The following is a 21,540-nucleotide window of genomic DNA, read 5'->3' as shown; positions in this document are numbered from 1 at the left end:
GGAAACCGCCCGGGGCCGCGGTTGCGCGATGTCCGTCAGAGACAGAGCGTGATGCTGGCCTGGCTGGCGCACAGGAGGAGGCTGGCCACGCTGCCGCCGCCGGTGTACTCCTCGGTCTCCATCGTCTGCAGGTCGAGCAGTGCCATGTCGGGTCCTCTCATCGGTGGGGACGGGGTTGTGTCACGACTCCGTCAGGTGGCGGAGCCGCGTTCCGGGGGCCGCTTCGGCGGCGGGAGGAAGGGCAGGTGGGCCGGGGTGGCGCTCGCCGCGTCCGCGCCGAGGGCGGCTCCGAGCGCGAGCAGGCAGCCGGCCGTTCCGGTGCCCAGGTCCATGGAGAGCCGCATCATCTGGTGTCCGGGGAAGGCCAGTTGGCCCTGGTAGGACATCGCGTACCAGCCGAGCCCGGCGATCTGCCCGGCCAGCCGGTCCGCGTCCGCGCCCGGTGCCGTCGTGCGGCTGAGGTGCAGGATCATCCCGGCACGTCCCTGGAAGAGGCCGGGCTGAGCGTAGAAACGTGAGGTGGCGGCGGTGAGGATGCCGGCGCGGGCCCGCTCGAACGCGTCCGTGCCGACGCCGGAGTCCCGCTCGGACCGTCCTGCCCCGTGGTCGGCGGCGTGCGCGAGGTAGTCGTCGACGACCATCCCCACCCCGACGCTCCCGTCGCCCAGATACGGCATGGTCCGCCAGCCCTCGTCGACCTCCAGCGAGCCGCCCTTCTGCTCCACGCAGCACGCCAGGTCCTGACGCAGCGCATCGCCGGCCGCGTCCAGCAGCCGCCGGTCGCCGGTCCGTTCGTACTGGCGCAGCAGGAACAGCGCGGGTCCGCTCGCGCCCCGCAGCAGTCCGGCGCGCGGCCGCGCCCCGGACGGGGGCGGTGCGCCCAGCCGCCCTACGAGGATGTCCGCGGCCTCCGCCGCCCGCTCGCGCAGCTCCGGCTCGCCGGTGGTGTCGGCGAGCCCGCCGAGGACCAGCCCCAGCCCGGCCAGGCCGCCGCGCAGGTCGGAGGACAGGCGCTGCCACCTCTCACGCAGGACGGTGTCGATCAGGTCCAGGGCGCGCTGCGGGTGGCCGAGCATGTAGAGGACGTGGGCCACGCCCGCGAGACCGTCGTACAGGCCCAGCGGAGTGCCGACCGGCGGCGGGTCGGTGCGGTCCAGCAGCCAGCGTTCACCCTCGTCGTAGCGCTCGGCGCCGGTCGCGGCCAGGGCGTACAGCACACCGGCCGCACCATGGGCGAGGCCCAGCCCGCCGCCGTCGGAGAACTGGCCGACATCGCCGGGGAAGAGCCGGTCATCGCGCTCCGGGGTGGCCGAGGCGAGCAGCGCCTTGATCATGGAATCGCGGCTGTAGGGCCAGTCGCCGGGTTCCACGAAGGACGCGGAGCGGGCGCGGGCCGTGTGAGCGGCACGGTCGGGACCGGCCACGTCCCGGCAGATCTCCGCGACCGCCTCGTCCAGGAACTCCCGCGGCACGTCCGGGAACTGACCTGCGATCACGTCCGCCAGGTGTGCCGCCTTGTCGCGGTCCACCACGAACAACGAGGTGATCGGCAGGAACATCGCCAGCCTCAGGCAGGCCAGCGCATAGCGGTCGACGTCCACGCCCCTGCGGTCGGCCGGGGCCAGGAAGCCGGGGTGGGCGACGACCTGGCGGCCGTTCTCGCCGACCGGGGCCGCCGCCTCGAAGTCGAGCAGGGACACCGACTCGTCGTCGGGGGCGACCATGATGTTGAAGACGTGCAGGTCGTTGAAGACGATCCCGCGCGCGTGCACCGTCTCCACCGCACGCTCCACGGCGCGGTGGATGCGCAGGGCCCAGGCCGTGTAGCCGGCCACGGCGCCCGGATCGGGGTCCGGGCCGATCAGCGGGTGTCGTTCGGCGAAGAAGGAGTTGAGGGGCGCCCCTCCACGAAGTCCATGACCAGGAAGCGGTGATCGCCGAGCAGGAACCAGTCGCGCACCTCGGGCACCACACCGGTTCCCGCCAGCTGCTCGAGCGCCTGCCGCTCCCGCTCCAGCCGGGTCACGGCGTCCGCGCCGTCCGCGGCGAGGCCTGCGTGTGGCCGACCCTCCTTGAGGACCACCTTGCGACCGTCCCGCGTATCGGTGCCCGAGTACACCCCACCGCCGTTGGAGAAGTGCAGCGCCTTCTCGATGCGGTACGGCAACTCGCCGACGGTCGTGGTGTTGCGGGCCGCCAGCTGCGGCGCGAGGAAGGCGGGCAGCGTGACCCACTCCGGAACCTGGAAGGACGGTGCCCGGCGGTCCGGCACCAACTGGCCTTCCCCGTCCCGCACCGCCGGCACCAGCGAACCGCGGTCGTCGACCACGAAGAGACGCGCGAAGGCGCCGTAGCGGACATACAGCGGACCGTCGTCCCACCGCAGATCGGTGAGGATGTACGGTCCCTCGAACCCCTCCAGCAGCCGGCCCAACTCGCGCAGCACCGTGTGGAGCTGCTGCTCGTCGGCCGGGTAGACGGTGACGAACTTGCCGCTGGAGTCGCGGCCCGCGTACTTGGCGTTGCGCAGATGCAGCAGCTGCGGGCCGGGCACGAACTTGAACGGGATGCCACGCGGCACGCAGTAGTCCCACACGATCCGCGCGATCTTCTCCGCGTTCGCCAGGGTGGCCGAGGCATGGATCTTCCAGCCCTGCGCCGGGCCCGGCAGTGGGGCGCCGTCCGGGCCGAGCGGCGTCAGCGTCAGCCAGTCGCCGATCCGTGCCGCCGTCCAGCCGTCGGGGACCTCGTCCCGCGCCGCCTCGTACAGACGCGCGGCGCCCTGCGTGCCCGCGGACAGCCGGTCCGGCGTCTCGTAGAAGTGCCGGTCGGCGAGCGCGTACACCTCGTAGCGCTTGTCCATGCGTCCCCCTCAGCTGGTCCGGCACCGAGACTTCCAGCGATGCAACGGCTACGGACAGTCACGACTGTCACGAGATCGCCGTGCGGAACGCATGCGTAAAGACATGTTCGGGGCCTTTCGAGCACCGGAACGCCGCCTGGCCCACGGAACGCGCCACAGGGGCTGCGCAGGTGTCTGATAAGCGCTGTAATAACGGACGTGGTCGGTGAGGGCGCCGCGGAACGCGGAACGAGAAGGCTGCGTGCCGAAGTTGCCCTCAAGACGGTCGCCGCCGATCCGGACTCACCGGACCGACTGCGCCGCGTGCTCGAACAGGCCCTCGTCTTCGGCGGAGCGACACTCGCCGCCGTGTACGCGCCGGGCGAGGACGAGGACCTGCTGTGCCTGGTCGAGTCCGCCGGTGTGCCGAGGACCTTCTACGGGCTGCGCGACAGCTACCCCCGCTCCGGCCGGTCCGCGGTGGCCGGCGCCCTGCGCACCGGAGACGCACGGTGGCTCGGCCCGGCGGAACTGGCCGCGCGAACGGAGTCCCGACGGGCACCCGGCCGGGACTTCTTCCTGGCGGCCCTACCGACCCACGGCGACGAGGGCGGCGGCTGTCTGCTGGCCGTGAGCGAGCGCCCCGGCGGCTTCGACTCCGACGACCGGGAGTGCCTGGAGCTGGTCGCCGACGCCGTCGCCTTCCCCGCCCTGCCGGCGGCAACGGACGGGGGCGAGCTGCCGGCCGACGCCTTCAGCCTCGCCATGGACACCGGCCGCGTCGAGGTCGGCGACGACATCCTGGCCCTGTTCGGTCTCGGACCGGACGAGTTCGACGGCAAGGTCGAGACCCTGCTGGGCCTGACCGTCCCGGAGGACCTGCCGTCGCTGATGTCCGTCGTCGAGGCCGACCACACCGCCCTCGGCGACCGCGACCTTGAGTTCCGGGTCCTTCAGCCCACCGGCCCGCCGAGGTGGCTCAGGCTGCGCGGTCGCCTGCTGCCCGGCGGCGAGGGGCTCCCGGCCCGCATCGTCGGCACGGTGGCCGACGCCTCCACCCTGCGCGCCGAGGTCACCGACGTGGCCCGCGTCCAGCGCCTCGCCGCCGCGCTCGCCATCGCAGGCACCGTCCGCGACGTCAGCCAGGCCGTGGTCACGGCCCTGCGCAAGCCGCTGCGCGCCGACCGCATCGCCCTCGCCGAGCTGGAGAACGACCGCCTCGTCGTCACCGTCCTCGACCCGCCCGACCCCGAGTCCTGGCCCGAGCTGTGGCGCGTGGAGTGGCGTACCGAATGGCCGGACGCGCCGGTGCGAGCCATGCCCACCCTCGCCGCCGCCCTGCGCGAGGGCCGTGCCCAGATCTGGCCCGCAGGCAGCCAGCTGGAACCGGCCCTCGCCGACGTCGGCCCCGGCGGCCTGGCCGTCCTGCCGCTGCCCGCCGGGGGCCGGACGGTCGGCGCCTGCCTGATCGGCTGGGACGCCCCGCACGACTTCGGACCCGACGAGCGCGCCCTGCTCACCGCCTCCGCCGGCCTCGCGGGCCAGGCCCTGCTGCGCGCCCACGCCTTCGACGCCGAGCACGAACTCGTCGGCATGCTCCAGCGCCAGCGGCTCCCGCGCCGGCTGCCCCGGCTGCCCGGCGCGGAGGCCGTCGCCCGGTATCTGCCCACCACCGCCGGACTGGAGGTCGGCGGCGACTGGTACGACGTGATCCCGCTGCCCGACAACCACGTCGCCCTCGTCATCGGCGACGTCCAGGGCCACAGCGCGGCCGCCGCCACCCTCATGGGCCAGATGCGCACCGCGCTGCGCGCCTACGCCGCCGAAGGACACCCCGGACGTCGTCGTCGACCACGCCAACCGCCTCCTCATGGACATGGAGACCGACCTCTTCGCCACCTGCTGCTACGTCGACGTCGACCTGGAGGAGGGCTCCGCCTGGTGCGTGCGCGCCGGTCACCCCCGCCGGTCCTGCGCCACCCGGACGGCAGCACGGAGATCGCCGAGGCGGAGGGCGGCCCGCCGCTCGGCGTGCTGCGGCAGGCAGGCTTCCCGATGAGCCCGCTCGGGCTTCGGCCCGGCACGGTGATCGCCCTGACCACCGACGGCCTCGTCGAGTCCGCCGACTCCGACATCGACACCGGCATGGCCCGGCTCGCCCGGGATCTCGCCCGCTCCGACCCCGCGCACCTCGGCCTCGTCGCCGACGCCCTGCTCGTGGGCGCCCGCCGCAGCGACGACATCGCCCTGCTCCTCATGCGCTACGACGGCATGGCCGTACGGCCCCTGCGCGAGAGCTGGACCGTCTGGCGTGTCCCGCAGGCCGTCGGGCACGCCCGCCGCTTCACCCGGCGCACCCTGCGCGCCTGGGGTGTGCCGCCGCAGGACATGGACGGCGTCCTGCTCATCGTCTCCGAACTCGTCACCAATGCCCTCGTGCACACGGACGGCCGGGTCCGCCTCGACCTCACCCTCGTCAACCAACGGTTGCGTGTGGCCGTCGCCGACTCCTCGCCGCGCACACCGGTCAAGCCGGCCAGCATCAGCTGGGAGGCCACCGGCGGGCGCGGCATCCTCCTGGTCGAGGCCATGGCGGCGACGTGGGGAACCGTGCCGGTCAGTGGCGGAAAACAGGTGTGGAGCGAGATCGTCCTGGGCGGCTGAGACCGCGCTCCGGTGAACGGTCGGTGGCGTCGAAGTTGCCGGCGAGCCAATCCCGACACCGTCAAATTGGCCGAATCGGGGCTAAGGTGAACCGATGAAGGCTCTCGTGCTGTCCGGTGGCGCCGGTACGCGCCTGAGGCCGATCACGCACACTTCGGCCAAACAGCTCGTGCCGGTCGCGAACAAGGCCGTGCTCTTCTACGGGCTGGAATCCATCGCCGCCGCCGGGATCACCGAGGTCGGTGTGATCGTCGGTGACACCGCCCCGGAGATCCAGGACGCCGTCGGAGACGGTTCCAAGTTCGGTCTGGAGATCACCTACATTCCCCAGGAACGGCCCCTGGGACTGGCCCACGCCGTGCTCATCGCCCGTGACTACCTCGGCGACGACGACTTCGTGATGTACCTCGGCGACAACTTCATCGTCGGCGGAATCGCCGGCCTCGTCGACGAGTTCCGCAGCAACCGTCCCGACGCCCAGATCCTGCTCACCCGCGTCCAGGACCCGCGTTCCTTCGGCGTCGCCGAACTCGACGACGCGGGCCAGGTCGTCGGCCTGGAGGAGAAACCGGAGCACCCCAAGAGCGACCTCGCCCTGGTCGGCGTCTATCTCTTCACCCCGGTGATCCACGACGCGGTCCGCGCCATCACACCGTCCTGGCGCGGCGAGTTGGAGATCACCCACGCCATCCAGCACCTGATCGACGCCCGCGCCGACGTGCGCTGCACCGTCATCAAGGGCTACTGGAAGGACACCGGGAACGTCGCCGACATGCTGGAGGTGAACCGGACCGTCCTGGAGGGCCTCGCGCGCCGCATCGACGGCGAGGTCGACGACGCCTCGGAGACCGTCGGACGCGTGGTCGTCGAGGAGGGGGCGCGCATCGTCAACTCGCGCATCGTCGGCCCCGCCGTCGTCGGCGCCGGCACCGTCGTCGAGGACTCCTACGTCGGTCCCTTCACCTCCATCGCGCAGAACTGCCGTATCAGCGACAGTGAGTTGGAGTTCTCCATCGTGCTGCGGAACTCCTCGATCGAGGGAGTGGGCCGCATCGAGTCCTCGCTCATCGGCCGGCACGTCGAGGTCACCCCCGCGCCCAGCGTCCCCAGCGCCCACCGACTCGTCCTCGGAGACCACAGCAAGGTGCAGATCCACACATGAACCTTCTCGTCACCGGCGCCGCCGGCTTCATCGGCTCGACCTACGTCCGCACGCTGCTCGCCCGCGACGCACCGGACGCGCCCGGGGCGCCGCGGATCACGGTGCTGGACAAGCTGACGTACGCCGGCACCCTGGACAACCTCGAACTCGGCCACCCCCGGCTGGAGTTCGTGCAAGGCGACATCCGGGACGCCGAACTGGTCGACAAGCTGATGGCCGAGGCCGACCAGGTCGTGCACTTCGCCGCCGAGTCCCACGTGGACCGCTCGATCGCCGGCGCCGGCGACTTCGTCCTCACCAACGTGGTCGGCACCCAGACCCTGCTGGACGCGGCCCTGCGCTACGGCGTCGCCTCCTTCGTGCACGTCTCGACGGACGAGGTCTACGGCTCGCTGGAGACGGGCTCCGCCACCGAGACGGACATCCTGCGGCCCAGCTCGCCGTACTCCGCCTCCAAGGCCTCCGCCGACCTGCTCGCGCTCGCCTACCACCGCACCCACGGCCTGGACGTCCGCGTCACCCGCTGCTCGAACAACTACGGCCCGCACCAGTTCCCCGAGAAGGTCGTCCCCCTGTTCATCACCAACCTCCTCGACGGCGAGCGGGTCCCCCTGTACGGCGAGGGACTCAACGTCCGCGACTGGCTGCACGTAGACGACCACTGCGCCGGCGTCGAGCTCGTCCGCACCAAGGGCCGCTCCGGCGAGGTCTACAACATCGGCGGCGGCACCGAGTTGAGCAACAGGGACCTGACCGCCCTGCTGCTCAGGGCCTGCGGCGCCGGCTGGGACCAGGTGGAACACGTCGAGGACCGCAAGGGCCACGACCTGCGCTACTCCGTCGACTGGACCAAGGCCCGCACCGAACTCGGCTACCGCCCCCGCCACGACTTCGCGTCGGGCCTCGCCGGCACCGTCGCCTGGTACCGCGACCACCGCGCCTGGTGGGAACCCCTCAAGCGCCGCGTCGGCGGGGAGCACGGATGAGGTGGCTGGTCACCGGAGTGGGCGGCATGCTCGGCCGCGACCTGGTCGAGGAACTGCGCACCCGCGACGAGCAGGTGACCGGCCTCGACCACCCCGCCCTCGACATCACCCTCCCCGACGCCGTCGACCGTGCCCTCGCGGCACACCGCCCCGACGTGGTCGTCAACTGCGCCGCGTACACGGCCGTCGACGACGCGGAGCAGGACGAGGAACGCGCCCTGCACGTCAACGGCCACGGCCCGCGCCTCCTCGCCCGGGCCTGCGCCGCGTACGGGGCCGGCCTGATTCAGGTCTCCACCGACTACGTCTTCGCCGGAGACGCCCGCACCCCCTACGCCGAGGACGCGGCACCCGCCCCCCGCACCGCCTACGGCCGCACCAAACTGGCAGGTGAGCGGGCCGTACTGGACGAACTCCCGGACGCCGGCGCAGTCGTGCGCGCCGCGTGGCTCTACGGCGTCCACGGCCGCAGTTTCGTCCGGACGATGATGGAGCTCGAAGCCCGCCGGGACACCGTGGACGTCGTGGACGACCAGCGCGGCCAGCCCACCTGGAGCGCCGACGTCGCCGCGACGATCGCCGACCTCGGCCCGCGCGTCGGCCGTGACATGACCGGCGTCCTGCACGCCACCAACTCCGGCGAGGCCACCTGGTACGACCTGGCCCGCGAGGTGTTCCGGCTGCTCGGTGCCGACCCCGGCCGGGTGCGTCCCGTCACCAGCGAGGCCTTCCCCGGCCCGCGCCCCGCCCCGCGTACAGCGTCCTCGCGCACGGCCGTCGGCAGCGGCTCGGCCTCGCACGAGCGCGCGACTGGCGCACCGCCCTGCACGAAGCACTGCCCCGGATCCGCAAGGAGACCCTTCGTGAAACGCCATGAGTTCCTGCGGGAGCTGCACAAGGTCAGCGGCAACCGCAACTACCTGGAGATCGGCGTCAACGACGGCCGCAGCCTCCGGCTCTCCCGCGTGCCCACCATCGCCGTCGACCCCGCCTTCAAGGTCGTCACGGAAATCCGCTGCGACGTCCACCTGGTCAAGGCCACCAGCGACGACTTCTTCGCCCGCGACAACCCGCTCGTCCACCTCAGGGGCGGCCGTCATCCGGTGCGGAACCTGCGCCGCGGCCGCAAGCCGTTCGGGTACTGGCGGCGTACCGTCCTCGACCTGTCGTTCATCGACGGCATGCACCTGTTCGAGTACGCGCTGCGGGACTTCATGAACATCGAGCGGCACTCCGACTGGACCAGCGTGATCGTCTTCGACGACATGCTGCCGCGCAACGTCGACGAGGCGGCACGCGACCGGCACACCGGGGCGTGGACCGGCGACGTGTACAAGATCGCCGAGATCCTCGGGCGGTACCGGCCCGACCTGGTGACCGTTCTGGTCGACACCCAGCCCACCGGGCAGCTCGTCGTCTTCGGGGCCGATCCCCGGAACACGGTGCTGCGGGACCGGTACGACGAAATCGTCGCCGAGTACGAGGTGCCCGATCCGCAGAAGGTGCCCGAGGCCATCCTGGACCGGGCGTCGGCGGTGGCTCCGGAGGAGCTGCTCGGGGCGGGTTTCTGGCGGTCGCTGGCGCGGGCCCGCAGGCTCGGTGTGCGGCGTGGGCGGGCGTGGGTGCCGTTGCGGCTTGCGATTGCGGGGGTTGCCTCCGGCGGTTGAGCGGTAGTGCCGGGTTCTGTAGTCGCATGTCTGCGGGCTCGTCGTGGCTGGCCGCGCAGTTCCCCGCGCCCCTCAGGGCGTTGCCGAACCGCCTCCAGCGCGTAGCCGGTCGTAGTGGGCGGTGCAGTCCTCGTACGACGGGAGCAGGCCCGCCTCTCGCGCCTGTGCCAGGGACGGTGCCTGTGCGTCCTTGGGGGACAGCACCGGTGGGATGTCCTCGGGCCAGGCGATGGCCAGGTCCGGGTCCAGCGGGTTCACCCCGTGTTCGCGCTCGGGGGCGTAGCCGGTCGAGCACAGGTAGACCACCGTGGCGTCGTCGGTGAGTGCCATGAAGGCGTGCCCGAGGCCTTCCGCGAGGAACAGGGCGTGCCGGCTGTCGTCGTCGAGGCGCAGGACCTCCCAGCGGCCGAAGGTGGGGGAGCCGAGGCGGATGTCGACGACCACGTCGAGGGCGGCGCCGCGCACACAGGTGACGTACTTCGCCTGACCGGGCGGCACGTCCGAGAAGTGCACGCCCCGCAGTACGCCCCGGCGGGAGACCGAGCAGTTGGCCTGGGCCAGCGACAGGTCGTGGCCGGTCGCCTCGCGGAACTCCGCGCCGCGGTACCACTCGTGGAAACTGCCCCGGTCGTCCGGGAAGACCTTGGGTTCCAGCGCCCAGGCGCCTTCGATGCCGAGCGAGCGCATGTCCTCACCTCCTCCTGGCCAGGGCGCGCAGCCGGGTCGTCGCCCGACCCAGGGCCGTACCGATCCTGCGGCGTGCCCTGCGGGCGAAATGCCGTAGTGCACTGGGTCGCGGCGCCTGCACCACGCCCACTCCGCCGACCCCGGAGCGCAGGGCGAAGGGCAGCGGCAGGAAGCGCGGCCCCGGCACGCCGAGCGCTGCCCGCCAGGTCGCCCCTCTCAGCTCGCCGAGCGGCAGCACGGCCTCCAGCAGCGCCCCGGACCCTTGCGGGGACAGCGTGGCGGGGACGTCGTGGGCGGTGCCGGACACGGTGAGCCGGAGCGTCGCCTCGGTGCCGTCGCCGGGGACGTGCAGGGGGAGCCGTGCGTGCAGGCGGGCGCCCGAGAGTGTGATCTCGGCAGGGGTGAGGGCGCCCAGGCCGACGCGGTGGGTCGCACGGTCGACGTCGAGGGCGAGATGGGCGTGCGGTGACGTCCAGTACGGCAGGACGACGTGACCGCCGGTCACAGCGGCGTACGGAGCAGGGCGGTTCCCCCGCAGGGCAGGGCCCAGACGGCACTCCTTGGTCCAGCCGCCCAGCTTGACGCGGACCAGGGCGTCCCACAGGCCGGCCCGGGTGAGGCCGGCGGGGTCCACGGTGGCGGTCGCCCGCAGGACCAGCCGGACCAGGCCGTTGTCGCCGACCGGCACCTCCTCCCGGGTGAACTCCACCGGCTGGAAGTACTGGGCGGCACTGACGCGCTCGCGCACCAGCAGGTCCGCGGTGGCCCGGTCGAACCGGGCGACGCTGTCGGCGCCCACCCAGGCGACGGCCGCGGCGAGGTCCTCGGGCGGGCCGTCGAGAGGAGTACGGGCCGTCCCGGCGGCGAAGGTCATCGGCTCACCGGCGGACGCGAACTCGGCGGTGAAGGCGACCCGCAGCGCGCCGTCCTCCCACGCCACGTGCTCGGGGACGGCCGTAAGGGCGATGCCGGCCTCCCACTCGGCGAACGCCTCGACGTCGTCGTACCGGTCCGCGGCGATCAGCGCGGCGACGACCTGCTGCGTCGGCTGCAGCCCGGCCGCGACACCGGGACCGAAGCGCTCCACGACGACCTGGTGGATCTCCTCGAACAGGTCCCGGCGATAGTCCGCCGGGAGGGCGAGCAGCCGCCGGGCGCGCATCCGCTCGACCATCTCCACCCGCAGCCAGCGCCGGAACAGCCGGTCGCGCAACGGCCCCGGCTCGGTGTACCGCTCGACGACGTCCAGGGCCTCGCGGAGGTTCTTGAAGTAGCCGCCCGGATCGAAGCGCTGGAAGCCGGCGTTCGAGGCGTCGTCCCGGCGGACGTGGTAGTAGCAGACGTAGTCGCTGAGCACCGAGATGTTGCTCGCACGCAGAAAGGCCTCGGTGACGAAGACGTGGTCCTCCAGCCGCCGCCTGCCCTCGGGGAAACGCAGGCCGATGTCGTCGAGGAAGGCGCGGCGGAACATCTTGTGCGGGGTGAGGCTGTCGATCAGCGGCGCGTTGTCGACGGTGGCGCGCGGGTGGTTGCGGCGGAACAGCTCCACCGGCACCCCGCGGCCTTTGCCGGCCATCTTGCCGACCACGACATCGGCGCCGTTGGCGACGCCGTAGTCGTACATCCGCTCCAGGGCCTCGTCGCCGACGTAGTCGTCGTTGTCCACGAACATCACGTACTCGCCCCGGGCGGCGGCGACGCCGACGTTGCGGGGCTTGCCGGACCAGCCGGAGTTCTCCTGGTGAACGACGCTCACCCGGGACTCCGCGGCGGCCAGCGCGTCGAGCCGGGCCGGCGTGCCGTCGGTGGAACCGTCGTCGACGAAGATCACTTCGTACTCGTCCGGAGGCAGCGACTGCCGCAGCAGCGACCCGATGCAGTCCTCGACATAAACCCCCGGGTTGTACACGGGGACGACCACGCTGACCTTGACCGGCATCGGTCTCCGAGCCCCCTAGGGGTCGCTGGGCGTTTGCGTCGAATTACGGCGCTCGTGGCCAAATGCTAACCCTGACACCGGGTTTGTCCACCGCTCAACCGTGCCGACCAGGCGCCGGGAACCGGGCCGAAGATCGTCGCCGCCGGTACCCTGAGGGTGTGCGCCTGCTGCTGATGTCCGACACTCACCTGCCCAAACGCGCCAAGGCACTGCCCGCTCCGCTGCTAGCCGAACTCCCGCGCGCCGACGTCGTGTTCCACGCTGGGGACTGGGTCGATTCGGCCACGCTCGACCTGCTGGAGAGCCGCAGCGCCCGACTCATCGGCGTCCACGGCAACAACGACGGACCGGACCTGCGAGCCCGGCTGCCCGAGGTGGCATACGCCGAGCTCGGCGGCCTGCGCTTCGGCGTGGTCCACGAGACCGGGCCCGCCCAGGGCCGTGAGGCGCGCTGCGCGGCCAGGTTCCCCGACCTCGACGTCCTGGTCTTCGGCCACAGTCACATTCCCTGGGACACCACCGCGTCCACCGGTCTGCGTCTGCTCAACCCGGGCTCACCGACCGACCGCCGCCGCCAGCCCCACTGCACCTACATGACGGCGACCGTGACCGAGGGCGGGCTGGGGGAGGTGGAGCTGCACAAGCTGCCGCCGCGCTGAGCTGGGAAAGGGCTGCTCAGAAAGGGCCGAGCTCAAAAGGAGCTGAGCTCAAAAAGATCCGGGCCGCTCTGTGTGCAGGAAAGCGGCCCGGGCGCTGCGATGCGCTGTCATGGACCTCCTTCCCGCTCCGAGGCGTTGTTCGGGGGCCCGTAGGCCTCCTTGCGTCGCCCCCTACCCCTTCGCGTCCGCCTTACACCCCTGATGTCGGGTCGCTCGGGAGTGGATCGACGCCTGAGATCACCTGCGACGCGCCCGCCGCCCCCGCAACAGGCGCACCAGCACCAGCACCACCCCGGCCGCCGCCACGGCTCCCGCCAGGGCCGCCCCCGCCCGTTTCGCCACCGGCACCCCGGCCGTGCGGAGCAGATCGAGCGACTGGTCCGGCTCCTCCTCGGCAGCCGGCGCACCCTGCGCCGGCTCGGTCAGCCGCTCCGACAGACACGTGGCGAACTGCCCGACCAGCCGGTCGCCCACCTCACCCCGCGCCCGAACTGCGCCGGCCGCCCGGTCACGGTGAGATCGGTGTCCACCGACACGGCCGTCCCGTCGTCGCGCTCGCTGAGCGTGCCGGTCATCGTGGCCCGTGCGGTGCCCTGCCCGCGCGTCTCGCGGCCGCTCGCGATCAGCACCATGCGGTGCGCCGTCCCGTCCTGCTCCTCGAAGACCGCGGTGCCCTTGTAGGCCACGGTGATCGGACCCACCTTGACCTTCACCGCACCGGTCACGGTCTTGCCGTCGTACTCCTCGACGCTCGCCCCGGGCATGCAGGGCGCGATGCGCTCGATGTCGAGGAGCGTGCGCCAGGCCTCGTCGACCGGGACGGGGACGGTGAACTCGTGGTGCAGCTCCATGACTTCCTCCAACCGGGTGCTACGACGATGGGTGGATCGCGCCCGCCGTGGCCGTCAGCGGGGCTCCCGTTCCGCCCCACCGCAGGGCGACGATCTCGGCGGCGACGGACACGGCGACCTCCTCGGGCGTACGGGCCCCGAGATCCAGCCCGACGGGGGAGCGCAGCCGGGCCAACTCGGCCTCGCCGAGCCCGGCTTCGGTCAGCCGCTTCATCCGGTCCTCGTGGGTACGGCGGCTGCCCATCGCCCCGATGTACGCCGCCGGGCGGCGCAGCGCCTCCTGAAGCAGCGGCACGTCGAACTTCGGGTCGTGGGTGAGCACGCAGATCACCGTGCGTTCGTCGGTGTCGGTGCCGCTCAGATAGCGGTGCGGCCAGTCCACGATCACCTCGACGCCGGCCGGGAAGCGCTTCGGTGTGGCGAAGACCGGGCGGGCGTCGCACACCGTGACCCGGTAGCCGAGGAAGTCGCCGATGCGGGCGACCGAGGCCGCGTAGTCGATCGCGCCGAACACCAGCATCCGCGGCGGCGGTGCGAAGGAGTGCAGGAAGACGGAGACCGCGTCCTCGCGGCGCTCGCCGTGCGGGCCGTAGTGCCTGAGGCCCGTGGCGCCGAGGGCGAGTTCACCGCGCGCGTCGGCGGTGACGGCCACGTCCAGGCCGGGCGTACCGAGCGTGCCCGCGACGCGGTCCGGCCACACGGCGAGCGTCGCCCCGCGCGGCGCGGGCCCGTCGGTCACCGTCGCCACGGTCACCGGACGCCCCGCCGCGACCGTCTCGGCGACCTCGCCGAAGGACGGATCCGAGGCGGCCGTCACGGGCCGTACCAGCAGGGTGATCTCGCCGCCGCAGGTGAGCCCGACCTCGAAGGCGTCCTCGTCGCTGTAGCCGAAGGTCTCCAGCCGCGCCTCGCCGCTCGCCACCACCTCCTGCGCGAGTTCGAAGACGGCCCCCTCGACACAGCCGCCGGACACGCTGCCCACGACCTCGTCGTCGGGGCCCACCGCCATCGCCGCCCCGGGGTCGCGCGGGGCGCTGCGGCTGGTGGCGACCACGGTGGCGAGTCCGAACGGCACCCGGGCCGCGAACCAGGGGCTGATCACCGGGAGAATCTCACGCATCGTCCACTCCTCTCACCACCGCCGCCAGCCGCTCCAGCGCGGCCAGGCTGTGCCCCTCGACGAAAGCGTCCACGCTCGGCGGGGCCGCCGCCAGGCCGTGGCGTACCTCGTCCGGCGTGGGGTGCGGGTGCTCACGCAGCAGATCGCGGGCCGCCATGATCATCCCCGGGGTGCAGTAGCCGCACTGCAGCGCGTGCCGCTCGTGGAACGTGCGCTGCAGCGCCGTCCACTCGCCGTCGTGGGCGAGCCCCTGGACGGTGGTCACCTCGCTCCCGTCGGCCTGGACGGCGAGCACGGTGCAGCTCTTGACGGCCGTGCCGTCCAGCTCGACCGTGCAGGTCCCGCAGTTCGAGGTGTCACACCCGATCGGGGTGCCGGTCAGACCGAGACGGTCGCGCAGTTAGTGGATCAGGAGGAGGCAGGGCTCCACGTCGTCCTCGTACGTCGTGCCGTCCACCTTCACCGAGATGTGAGTCATGTGCCCTCCAGAGGCCGAGTGGAGATGAGAGGGGAAACATCGGCCGGGCATGATGTACGTCACTCTATGGCGGCTGCGGTGTCACGGCGAGTGCTGCGGCAGCGTTCGTTGAGCGTTAATCCATTGCCGGTGCGGGGTCGCTCCTGCTGCACTGCAGGTGGCCCGTCGTCACGTGAACGGGTCCTGTCGTCACGCACAGAGGAGCCGCAATGCGCACTGCGTTCATGTCCCCCCAGGAAGGAACGACCCCCTCATCGAAGGACATGACGCTCCGTGCATTTGCTCAACCTCGGGATCCTCGCCCATGTCGACGCCGGTAAGACCAGCCTGACCGAACGCCTGCTGCACACGGCGGGCGTGATCGACGAGATCGGCAGCGTCGACGCCGGGAACACGCAGACCGATTCCCTCGCGCTGGAGCGGCAGCGCGGCATCACCATCAAGTCCGCCGTCGTCTCCTTCGCGCTCGACGACGTGACGGTCAACCTCATCGACACCCCCGGCCACCCGGACTTCATCGCCGAGGTGGAGCGGGTGCTCGGCGTCCTGGACGGCGCCGTGCTGGGCGTCTCCGCCGTCGAGGGCGTCCAGCCGCAGACCCGCGTGCTGATGCGCACCCTGCAGCGGCTGCGCATCCCCACCCTCGTCTTCGTCAACAAGATCGACCGACGCGGGGCGCGCCACGACGCCGTCCTGCGCGCCGTTTCCGAGCGGCTGTCCGCGGCCGTCGTACCGATGGGGACGACCGACGGCCTCGGCACCCGTGAGGCCCGCTTCCTCCCCGGCCTCGGCTCGTCGGCGCTCGACGTCCTCTCCGGCCACGACGACGCGTTGCTGACGGCGTACGTCGAGGGCACCGTCTCCTACGACCGCCTCGGCACCGCCCTCGCCGAGCAGACCCGGCAGGCCCTCGTCCACCCGGTGTACTTCGGCTCCGCGATCACCGGCGCAGGGGTCGGCCCGCTGATCGAGGGGATCAAGCAGCTGCTGCCCGCCGCCGACGGCGACCCGGACGGCCCGGTCTCCGGAGCCGTCTTCAAGGTCGAGCGCGGGCCGGCGGGGGAGAAGGTCGCCTATACGCGGCTGTTCTCCGGCACCCTGCGCACGCGCGATCGGATCCGCTTCGACGGGGCCGGCGCCGAGGCCCGGATCACCGCGATCAGCGTGTTCGACCAGGGCACCGACGTCCGGGACGACTCGGTGCCGGCCGGCCGGATCGCCAAGCTGTGGGGCCTGGCCGACATCAGGATCGGCGACGCCATCGGCGAACCCCGCAAGGCGTACGGGCACTTCTTCGCCCCGCCCACCCTCGAAACGGTCGTCGTCCCGGCCGGCGACACGGACCGGCGGGCCCTGCACCGCGCGCTCACCCTGCTGGCCGAACAGGACCCCCTCATCGGCCTGCGCCATGACGAGGTACGGCAGGAGACCTTCGTCTCCCTCTACGGCGAGGTGCAGAAGGAGGTCATCCAGGTCACGCTCGCCGAGGAGTTCGGCCTCGACGTCACCTTCCGTCGGACGACACCGCTGTGCGTCGAGCGGCCGGTCGGCCCGGGCGCGGCGGTCGAGTTCAACAAGAAGGACGGCAACCCCTTCCTCGCCACGGTCGGCCTGCGCGTCGACCCCGCCCCGGTCGGCGCCGGAGTGGCCTTCCGGCTGGAGGTGGAGCTCGGATCGATGCCGTACGCCTTCTTCAAAGCCGTCGAGGACACCGTCCGCGAGACCCTCGGCCAGGGCCTGTACGGCTGGCGGGTCCCCGACTGCACGGTCACCATGACCCACTCCGGCTACTCGCCCCGGCAGAGCCACGCCCACCAGGGCTTCGACAAGAGCATGTCCAGCACCGGCTACGACTTCCGCGGCCTCACGCCGCTGGTCCTGATCGAGGCCCTGCGCCGGGCGGGCACCGAGGTCCACGAGCCGATGCACCGCTTCCGCATCGAGGCCCCGACCGACACCCTGGCGGCCCTGCTGCCGGTGTTCGCCAGGCTGCGCGCGGTGCCGCAGACGACTCGGACGCGCGGCGCCTCCTGCGTCCTGGAGGGATCGCTGCCCGCGGCTCACGTGCACGAACTGGAGCAGCAACTGCCCGGCCTGACACGCGGCGAGGGCGAGCTGGAGAGCGTCTTCGACCACTACGCACCCGCCGCGCGCGGCACGCTCCCGGAGCGCCGGCGCACCGACTTCAACCCGGTGAACCGGAAGGAGTACTTGCTGAACCTGACGCGCAGGGTCGGCGGCTGACAAGTGACAGCAGGGACGTAACTTACTCCAGAGTCAGGGGTGTTGACTGTGTCGTGATATCACCGGACTGTAGTGGACATGCCGAACATCCGGACGCGTCTGCTTGTTGTCCTGGTCGTCCTCTTCGGATCCCTGACGGTGGCGGGACCCGCTCCCGCCACCGCCGCCTCCCTTCCCGGCTCCCTCTGGTTCGACGAAACGCCCCTCACCGTCCAGAACGGCCGCTTCACCGACGGCCACGGCCGCGAGGTCGTGCTGCGCGGCTACAACGTCTCCGGCGAGACCAAGCTGGCCGAGAACGGCGGCCTGCCCTTCGCCTCGGTCGCCGACGCGAAGAAGTCCGCGACCGCGCTGCGCGCCCTCGGCGGCGGCAACTCGATCCGTTTCCTGCTGTCCTGGGCCTATGCGGAACCCGCACGCGGCCAGGTCGACACCACGTATCTGGCCGCCGCCACCGCCCAGATGCGCGCCTTCCTCGACGCCGGCATCCGCGTCTACCCCGACTTCCACCAGGACCTCTACTCCCGGCACCTGTTCGACCCCGACAGCTGGTACACGGGCGACGGCGCCCCCAAGTGGGCCGTCGACCTCGGGACCTACCCGGACGAGAACTGCGGGATCTGCCTCTTCTGGGGACAGAACATCACCCAGAACGAGGCCGTGAAGCAGGCGTCCTACGACTTCTGGCACAACGAGTACGGACTCCAGGACGCCTTCCTGGCCACCGCCCAGAAGACCATGGCGTACATCGAACAGAACGTCTCCGCCGCCGAGTTCGCGGGCGTCGTCGGCTTCGACCCCTACAACGAGCCGCACGCCGGTGTCTACGACTCCGGCCAGACCAGCCGCACCTGGGAACGCGACGTGCTCTGGCCCTTCTACACGAAGTTCCGCGCCCGCATGGACGCGGCCGGCTGGCAGGACAAGCCGCTGTTCGCCGAGCCGAACCTCTTCTGGAACGCCAACATCGACTTCCAGAAACAGGAGGGCGGTCTGCTCGACGCGGGCACACTCGGACCGCGGTACGTGTTCAACACCCACTTCTACGACCAGAAGGCCATCTCCGGCATCTTCATGTGGGGCAAGGCGGAGGACGGCCAGTACGCCGGTGACTTCGGGACCGTCCGCGACCGCGCCTCGGCCACGCGTACGCCGGCGATCATCAGCGAGTTCGGCCATCCGCTGGCGGGCTCGGTCTCCGACAAGGCGCCGACCGTGCTCAAGGCGATGTACCAGGCCCTCGACTCCCGCGTCCCGGGCGCGAGTTGGTGGTCCAACCCGGCCGGCTCCGGCCCCGTGCTCTCCGGTTCGCAGTGGCAGTGGGACATCTACAACGGACGCCATCGAGAGCTGATGAACGCCAACCCCGACAAGGTCCTCACCGCCGGGGACGCCTGGAACGACGAGGACCTCTCCGCCGTACGACTCGACGACTCGGGCGCGCCGGTGCTCCGTCAGGACGCCCGGCTGCTCGACCGCATCTACCCGAGCGCGACGTCCGGCACGACCGTCGCCTTCACCTACGAGGACCGCTCCCGGGACGGCGGCACCACCCTGACCTGGAACCCGGTGCCCAGCTCACTGCCGAACGTGGCACAGCTGGTGGGGTCGGGACAGTACGGGCTGCTGGTGTGGCGCTCCAACACCGGCACGGCACCGACCGAACTGCACCTCCCGGCCTCCTTCCCGACCGGGTCCACCACGGTCGTCTCCGACCTGGGCACGGCACACGCCCCGCCGTCGTACACCTCGACCACCCCGATCGGCGTCGCCGCGGAACCGGGCGGCACCGGCAGCCGCCGCCTGCTGCTCACCGACTCGGACTCCGGCGTCCTGCACTACGCGCTGGTGACGAACGGAGCGAACAGCCCCTCGGCCACTGTGCTGAACACCGCACGGTCCGAGCTCTCCGCGTGGGCCGCGCGGACCATCGGATAGCGCGCCCGTGCCGCCTCGGTCGCCGCGCGGCACACGGCGACCGAGGACGGCGTGGGTGCGGTGCTGAAACCTTTGGGCTGAGCCCCTTCTCTGAAAGAGTGCGTACACGACAAAATTGATCGTCGGGTCGGCGTGGCGGTGGGAGGACAGCGTGGCGGGCAGGCTCAGGGCGCCCACCGGTCGTTACGGCGGCAAGTCGGCCGAGGAGCGAAAGGCGGAGCGGCGGCGGCGTTTCCTGGACGCGGCCCTCCAGCTCTTCGGCGACACCCCCGGCTACCGGGGCACGACCGTCGCGGCGTTGAGCGAGGCGGCCGGCCTGTCGACCCGTCAGTTCTACGAGGAGTTCCGCGCCCTCGAGGACGTCCTGACCGCCCTCCACCTCGAGGTCAACGCCTGGGCGGAGGAGGCCGTCCTGGCGGCGGTGGCCGAGGCGCGGGACCTGCCGCTGGCCGAGCGCGCCACCGCGATCTTCCGCGAGTACGCCGCGAACGTCACCTCCGACCCGCGCCGCATCCGCATCACCTTCGTAGAGATCGTCGGCGTCAGTGCCCGCCTGGAGGAACAGCGCCTCGCCCGCCGTGCCCGCTGGGTCGACCTCGTCTGCGCCGAGGTGGCGTCCGCCGTGGCCCGTGGGGAGGCGGCCCCGCGCGACTACCGCCTCGCCGTGACCGCCTTCATCGGCAGCGTCAACGGGCTGCTGCACGACTGGAGCGCGGGGTGGGTGGACGCGACCCTCGACGAGGTCGTCGACGAACTCGTCCGCATCCTGCTGGGCATTCTCCAGCCGGCGGACCCCCGGCTCGCAGGTCCCTGAGGCGGCTTGCAGGTCCCTGAGACCGGGCCTTGAGACCTGCCCTTGAGGCCGGCTCTCAAGGCTGGGCGATGTGCGCTCGTCGGTGGCTCATGCCCCGAGCCGGCTCACCGCCTCGACGACCGCAGCCGTACCGTCCTCGGCGCGCAGACCCTCGGCGAGGGCTTGGGCGCGACGGCCGTACGACGGGTCGCCGGTCGCCTCCCGTACGGCCGCCGTCAGTGCCTCGGCCGTCAACTTCCGTAGCGGCACGGCCCGGGGCGCCACGCCGAGCGCGACCAGACGCGCGGCCCAGAAGCCCTCGTCGAACTGGACCGGCACGGGCACGGCCGGGACTCCGGCGCGCAGCCCGGCGCCCGTCGTGCCCGCACCGCAGTGGTGGATCACGGCGGCCATGCGCGGGAACAGCGCGGAGTGCGGCACCTCGTCGATGGTCAGGACGTCGTCCCCCGCGGCCTCCAGGCCGCCCCAGCCCCGCTGGATCACCGTGCGCAGCCCGGCCCGGCGCAGGGCGCGCACGACCTCGGTGCTCAGCGCCGCCGGATCGGGCACGGTCGCGCTGCCCAGGCCCACGAACACGGGCGGCGGGCCCGCGTCCAGGAACTCCCGCAGCGCGGGTGGGAGTTGAACCTCACCGTCGTACGGCCACCAGTACCCCGTCACTTCCAGGTGCGGCTGCCAGTCGCGAGGGCGGGGGACCACCAGGGGGCTGTAGCCATGGAGGACGCGGCCCGTGCGTGCCGCGGTGCGGGGCTTGCCGCGTGACAGCCCGAGCCGCGCCCGCGCGTCCGGGACGGCCGCCGAGAAGACACGGTGGATGGCGAGGTTCACGCCATGTCCGGCGACCCGGTTCCCGACGGCGCCCCAGGTGCCGCCCCCGAGCATCGGGGGCCCGAACTCGCGTGTCGGCGCGAGCGGTTGCAGGGGCAGGTCGATGGCCGGCAGTGACAGACCTTCGGCGATCGCGTGCCCCAGCGGTGCGGTGGAGGCCGCCAGGAGCAGGAGGTCGCAGGCTCTCGCGGCGGCGAGCATGTCGTCCGTCATCTCTCCGGCCAGCGCCCGCGCCATCCGGACCACTCGGACGAGCTTCCCCGGCCCGGTCGCACTGCGGTGCAGCCTCCGCCCCCGCTCCGACTCCAGCTCGGCCCGTGGATCCACCGGCAGCGGATGGAAGCGCACGCCCGACCCCGCTACCAGCCGCTCGAAGCGGCCGTGCGTGACCAGGGTGACCTCGTGTCCGGCCTCGGACAGGGCGTGCCCGAGTCCGGTGTAGGGGGCGACATCGCCCCGGGAGCCCGCCGTCATGATCGCTACACGCACATCGGCCAGTATGGCGGTGCGGGCCGCCCATGGCGCCAACTGTGCCTCCGTAAGGGCGGCTTCAGGTCCGTCCCATCCGTTGACTTCCCTCTCCCGTGGCCCTAATTTCAGCGCCACGCGTTCGATGTTCCGAATCATGTTCGAAATCACGAACCGCGCTGAGTCTCTTCCG

15 protein-coding genes and 3 pseudogenes are annotated in these 21,540 nt (G+C 72.0%); 9 read left to right on the top strand and 9 right to left on the bottom strand.

Features of this window, described 5'->3' with window-relative positions:
* Positions 1-35: 35 nt before the first annotated feature.
* The gene (locus tag OHO27_RS03280; RefSeq protein ID WP_048578973.1) at positions 36-146 is read right to left on the bottom strand and encodes a SapB/AmfS family lanthipeptide; all 111 of its coding nucleotides are present in this window, start codon (positions 144-146) and stop codon (positions 36-38) included.
* A 45-nt stretch (positions 147-191) separates the two neighbouring features.
* Positions 192-2,863 (bottom strand): annotated as a pseudogene (gene lanKC, locus OHO27_RS03275) (class III lanthionine synthetase LanKC).
* 198 nt (positions 2,864-3,061) lie between these two features.
* On the opposite strand from lanKC, the gene OHO27_RS03270 reads away from it, so the two are divergent.
* The 5 genes and pseudogenes from OHO27_RS03270 to OHO27_RS03250 all read left to right on the top strand — a co-directional run bounded on the left by OHO27_RS03270 (position 3,062) and on the right by OHO27_RS03250 (position 9,321).
* A complete protein-coding gene (locus OHO27_RS03270) occupies positions 3,062-5,506 on the top strand; it encodes a SpoIIE family protein phosphatase (RefSeq protein ID WP_443059511.1) in 2,445 nt (814 codons plus the stop codon).
* A gap of 94 nt (positions 5,507-5,600) precedes the next feature.
* Complete coding sequence (locus OHO27_RS03265; RefSeq protein ID WP_328420075.1) at positions 5,601-6,668, top strand: glucose-1-phosphate thymidylyltransferase; 1,068 nt, start codon at positions 5,601-5,603, stop codon at positions 6,666-6,668.
* Complete coding sequence (gene rfbB, locus OHO27_RS03260) at positions 6,665-7,654, top strand: dTDP-glucose 4,6-dehydratase (RefSeq protein ID WP_328420073.1); 990 nt, start codon at positions 6,665-6,667, stop codon at positions 7,652-7,654. The genes OHO27_RS03265 and rfbB overlap by 4 nt, the downstream gene beginning before the upstream one ends.
* Positions 7,651-8,531 (top strand): annotated as a pseudogene (gene rfbD / locus OHO27_RS03255) (dTDP-4-dehydrorhamnose reductase). The gene rfbB and the pseudogene rfbD overlap by 4 nt, the downstream one beginning before the upstream one ends.
* The gene (locus OHO27_RS03250; protein ID WP_328420071.1) at positions 8,518-9,321 is read left to right on the top strand and encodes a class I SAM-dependent methyltransferase; all 804 of its coding nucleotides are present in this window, start codon (positions 8,518-8,520) and stop codon (positions 9,319-9,321) included. Before rfbD ends, OHO27_RS03250 begins: the two are co-directional and overlap by 14 nt.
* A 72-nt stretch (positions 9,322-9,393) precedes the next feature.
* Here the strand turns inward: OHO27_RS03250 and rfbC are convergent, their stop codons facing one another.
* Together rfbC and OHO27_RS03240 are read right to left on the bottom strand one after the other, a co-directional pair.
* On the bottom strand, positions 9,394-10,008 hold the full coding sequence (gene rfbC / locus OHO27_RS03245) for a dTDP-4-dehydrorhamnose 3,5-epimerase (RefSeq protein WP_328420069.1): 615 nt from the start codon (positions 10,006-10,008) through the stop codon (positions 9,394-9,396).
* A gap of 4 nt (positions 10,009-10,012) precedes the next feature.
* The gene (locus OHO27_RS03240) at positions 10,013-11,947 is read right to left on the bottom strand and encodes a glycosyltransferase family 2 protein (protein WP_328420067.1); all 1,935 of its coding nucleotides are present in this window, start codon (positions 11,945-11,947) and stop codon (positions 10,013-10,015) included.
* A 158-nt stretch (positions 11,948-12,105) separates the two neighbouring features.
* On the opposite strand from OHO27_RS03240, the gene OHO27_RS03235 reads away from it, so the two are divergent.
* Entirely contained in the window at positions 12,106-12,606 is a 501-nt protein-coding gene (locus OHO27_RS03235; RefSeq protein ID WP_328420065.1) for a metallophosphoesterase family protein, read from the top strand.
* A 237-nt stretch (positions 12,607-12,843) separates the two neighbouring features.
* Here the strand turns inward: OHO27_RS03235 and OHO27_RS43070 are convergent, their stop codons facing one another.
* The 4 genes and pseudogenes from OHO27_RS43070 to OHO27_RS03220 all read right to left on the bottom strand — a co-directional run.
* Positions 12,844-13,080: a hypothetical protein gene (locus tag OHO27_RS43070; protein ID WP_443059510.1), complete on the bottom strand. Its 237-nt coding sequence runs from the start codon at positions 13,078-13,080 to the stop codon at positions 12,844-12,846.
* A complete protein-coding gene (locus tag OHO27_RS03230) occupies positions 13,029-13,457 on the bottom strand; it encodes an SRPBCC family protein (RefSeq protein WP_443059509.1) in 429 nt (142 codons plus the stop codon). The genes OHO27_RS43070 and OHO27_RS03230 overlap by 52 nt, the downstream gene beginning before the upstream one ends.
* A 19-nt stretch (positions 13,458-13,476) precedes the next feature.
* Positions 13,477-14,577: an XdhC family protein gene (locus OHO27_RS03225; RefSeq protein ID WP_328420063.1), complete on the bottom strand. Its 1,101-nt coding sequence runs from the start codon at positions 14,575-14,577 to the stop codon at positions 13,477-13,479.
* A 91-nt stretch (positions 14,578-14,668) separates the two neighbouring features.
* A pseudogene (locus OHO27_RS03220) lies at positions 14,669-15,055 on the bottom strand ((2Fe-2S)-binding protein); the annotation flags it as partial.
* Positions 15,056-15,328: 273 nt separating this feature from the next.
* Between OHO27_RS03220 and OHO27_RS03215 the strand changes: the two are divergent.
* The 3 genes from OHO27_RS03215 (at position 15,329) to OHO27_RS03205 (ending at position 20,051) form a co-directional block, all read left to right on the top strand.
* Positions 15,329-17,299, top strand: coding sequence for a translation factor GTPase family protein (locus tag OHO27_RS03215; protein WP_328420061.1), 1,971 nt, complete (start codon positions 15,329-15,331; stop codon positions 17,297-17,299).
* A gap of 78 nt (positions 17,300-17,377) precedes the next feature.
* On the top strand, positions 17,378-19,237 hold the full coding sequence (locus OHO27_RS03210; protein ID WP_328420059.1) for a cellulase family glycosylhydrolase: 1,860 nt from the start codon (positions 17,378-17,380) through the stop codon (positions 19,235-19,237).
* Positions 19,238-19,388: 151 nt separating this feature from the next.
* Positions 19,389-20,051 (top strand): TetR/AcrR family transcriptional regulator, encoded by a 663-nt coding sequence (locus OHO27_RS03205; protein WP_328420057.1) that lies wholly within the window; start codon positions 19,389-19,391, stop codon positions 20,049-20,051.
* Between the two features lie 87 nt (positions 20,052-20,138).
* Here the strand turns inward: OHO27_RS03205 and OHO27_RS03200 are convergent, their stop codons facing one another.
* Positions 20,139-21,353: a glycosyltransferase gene (locus tag OHO27_RS03200; RefSeq protein ID WP_328430336.1), complete on the bottom strand. Its 1,215-nt coding sequence runs from the start codon at positions 21,351-21,353 to the stop codon at positions 20,139-20,141.
* Positions 21,354-21,540 lie beyond the last annotated feature (187 nt).

This window comes from Streptomyces sp. NBC_00443, assembly GCF_036014175.1.
Lineage (GTDB): Bacteria > Actinomycetota > Actinomycetes > Streptomycetales > Streptomycetaceae > Streptomyces.
Note: the sequence above shows the minus strand (reverse complement) of the source record. Positions and strands in the feature narration are given on the sequence as shown.

Excerpts from the sequence above, each read along its gene's own strand:
- OHO27_RS03225 (WP_328420063.1), bottom strand. The coding sequence starts at position 14,577 with ATGCGTGAGATTCTCCCGGTGATCAGCCCCTGGTTCGCGGCCCGGGTG.
- OHO27_RS03280 (WP_048578973.1), bottom strand. The coding sequence starts at position 146 with ATGGCACTGCTCGACCTGCAGACGATGGAGACCGAGGAGTACACCGGC.
- OHO27_RS03210 (WP_328420059.1), top strand. The coding sequence starts at position 17,378 with ATGCCGAACATCCGGACGCGTCTGCTTGTTGTCCTGGTCGTCCTCTTC.
- OHO27_RS03200 (WP_328430336.1), bottom strand. The coding sequence starts at position 21,353 with ATGACGGCGGGCTCCCGGGGCGATGTCGCCCCCTACACCGGACTCGGG.
- OHO27_RS03265 (WP_328420075.1), top strand. The coding sequence starts at position 5,601 with ATGAAGGCTCTCGTGCTGTCCGGTGGCGCCGGTACGCGCCTGAGGCCG.
- rfbB (WP_328420073.1), top strand. The coding sequence starts at position 6,665 with ATGAACCTTCTCGTCACCGGCGCCGCCGGCTTCATCGGCTCGACCTAC.
- OHO27_RS03230 (WP_443059509.1), bottom strand. The coding sequence starts at position 13,457 with ATGGAGCTGCACCACGAGTTCACCGTCCCCGTCCCGGTCGACGAGGCC.
- rfbC (WP_328420069.1), bottom strand. The coding sequence starts at position 10,008 with ATGCGCTCGCTCGGCATCGAAGGCGCCTGGGCGCTGGAACCCAAGGTC.
- OHO27_RS03240 (WP_328420067.1), bottom strand. The coding sequence starts at position 11,947 with ATGCCGGTCAAGGTCAGCGTGGTCGTCCCCGTGTACAACCCGGGGGTT.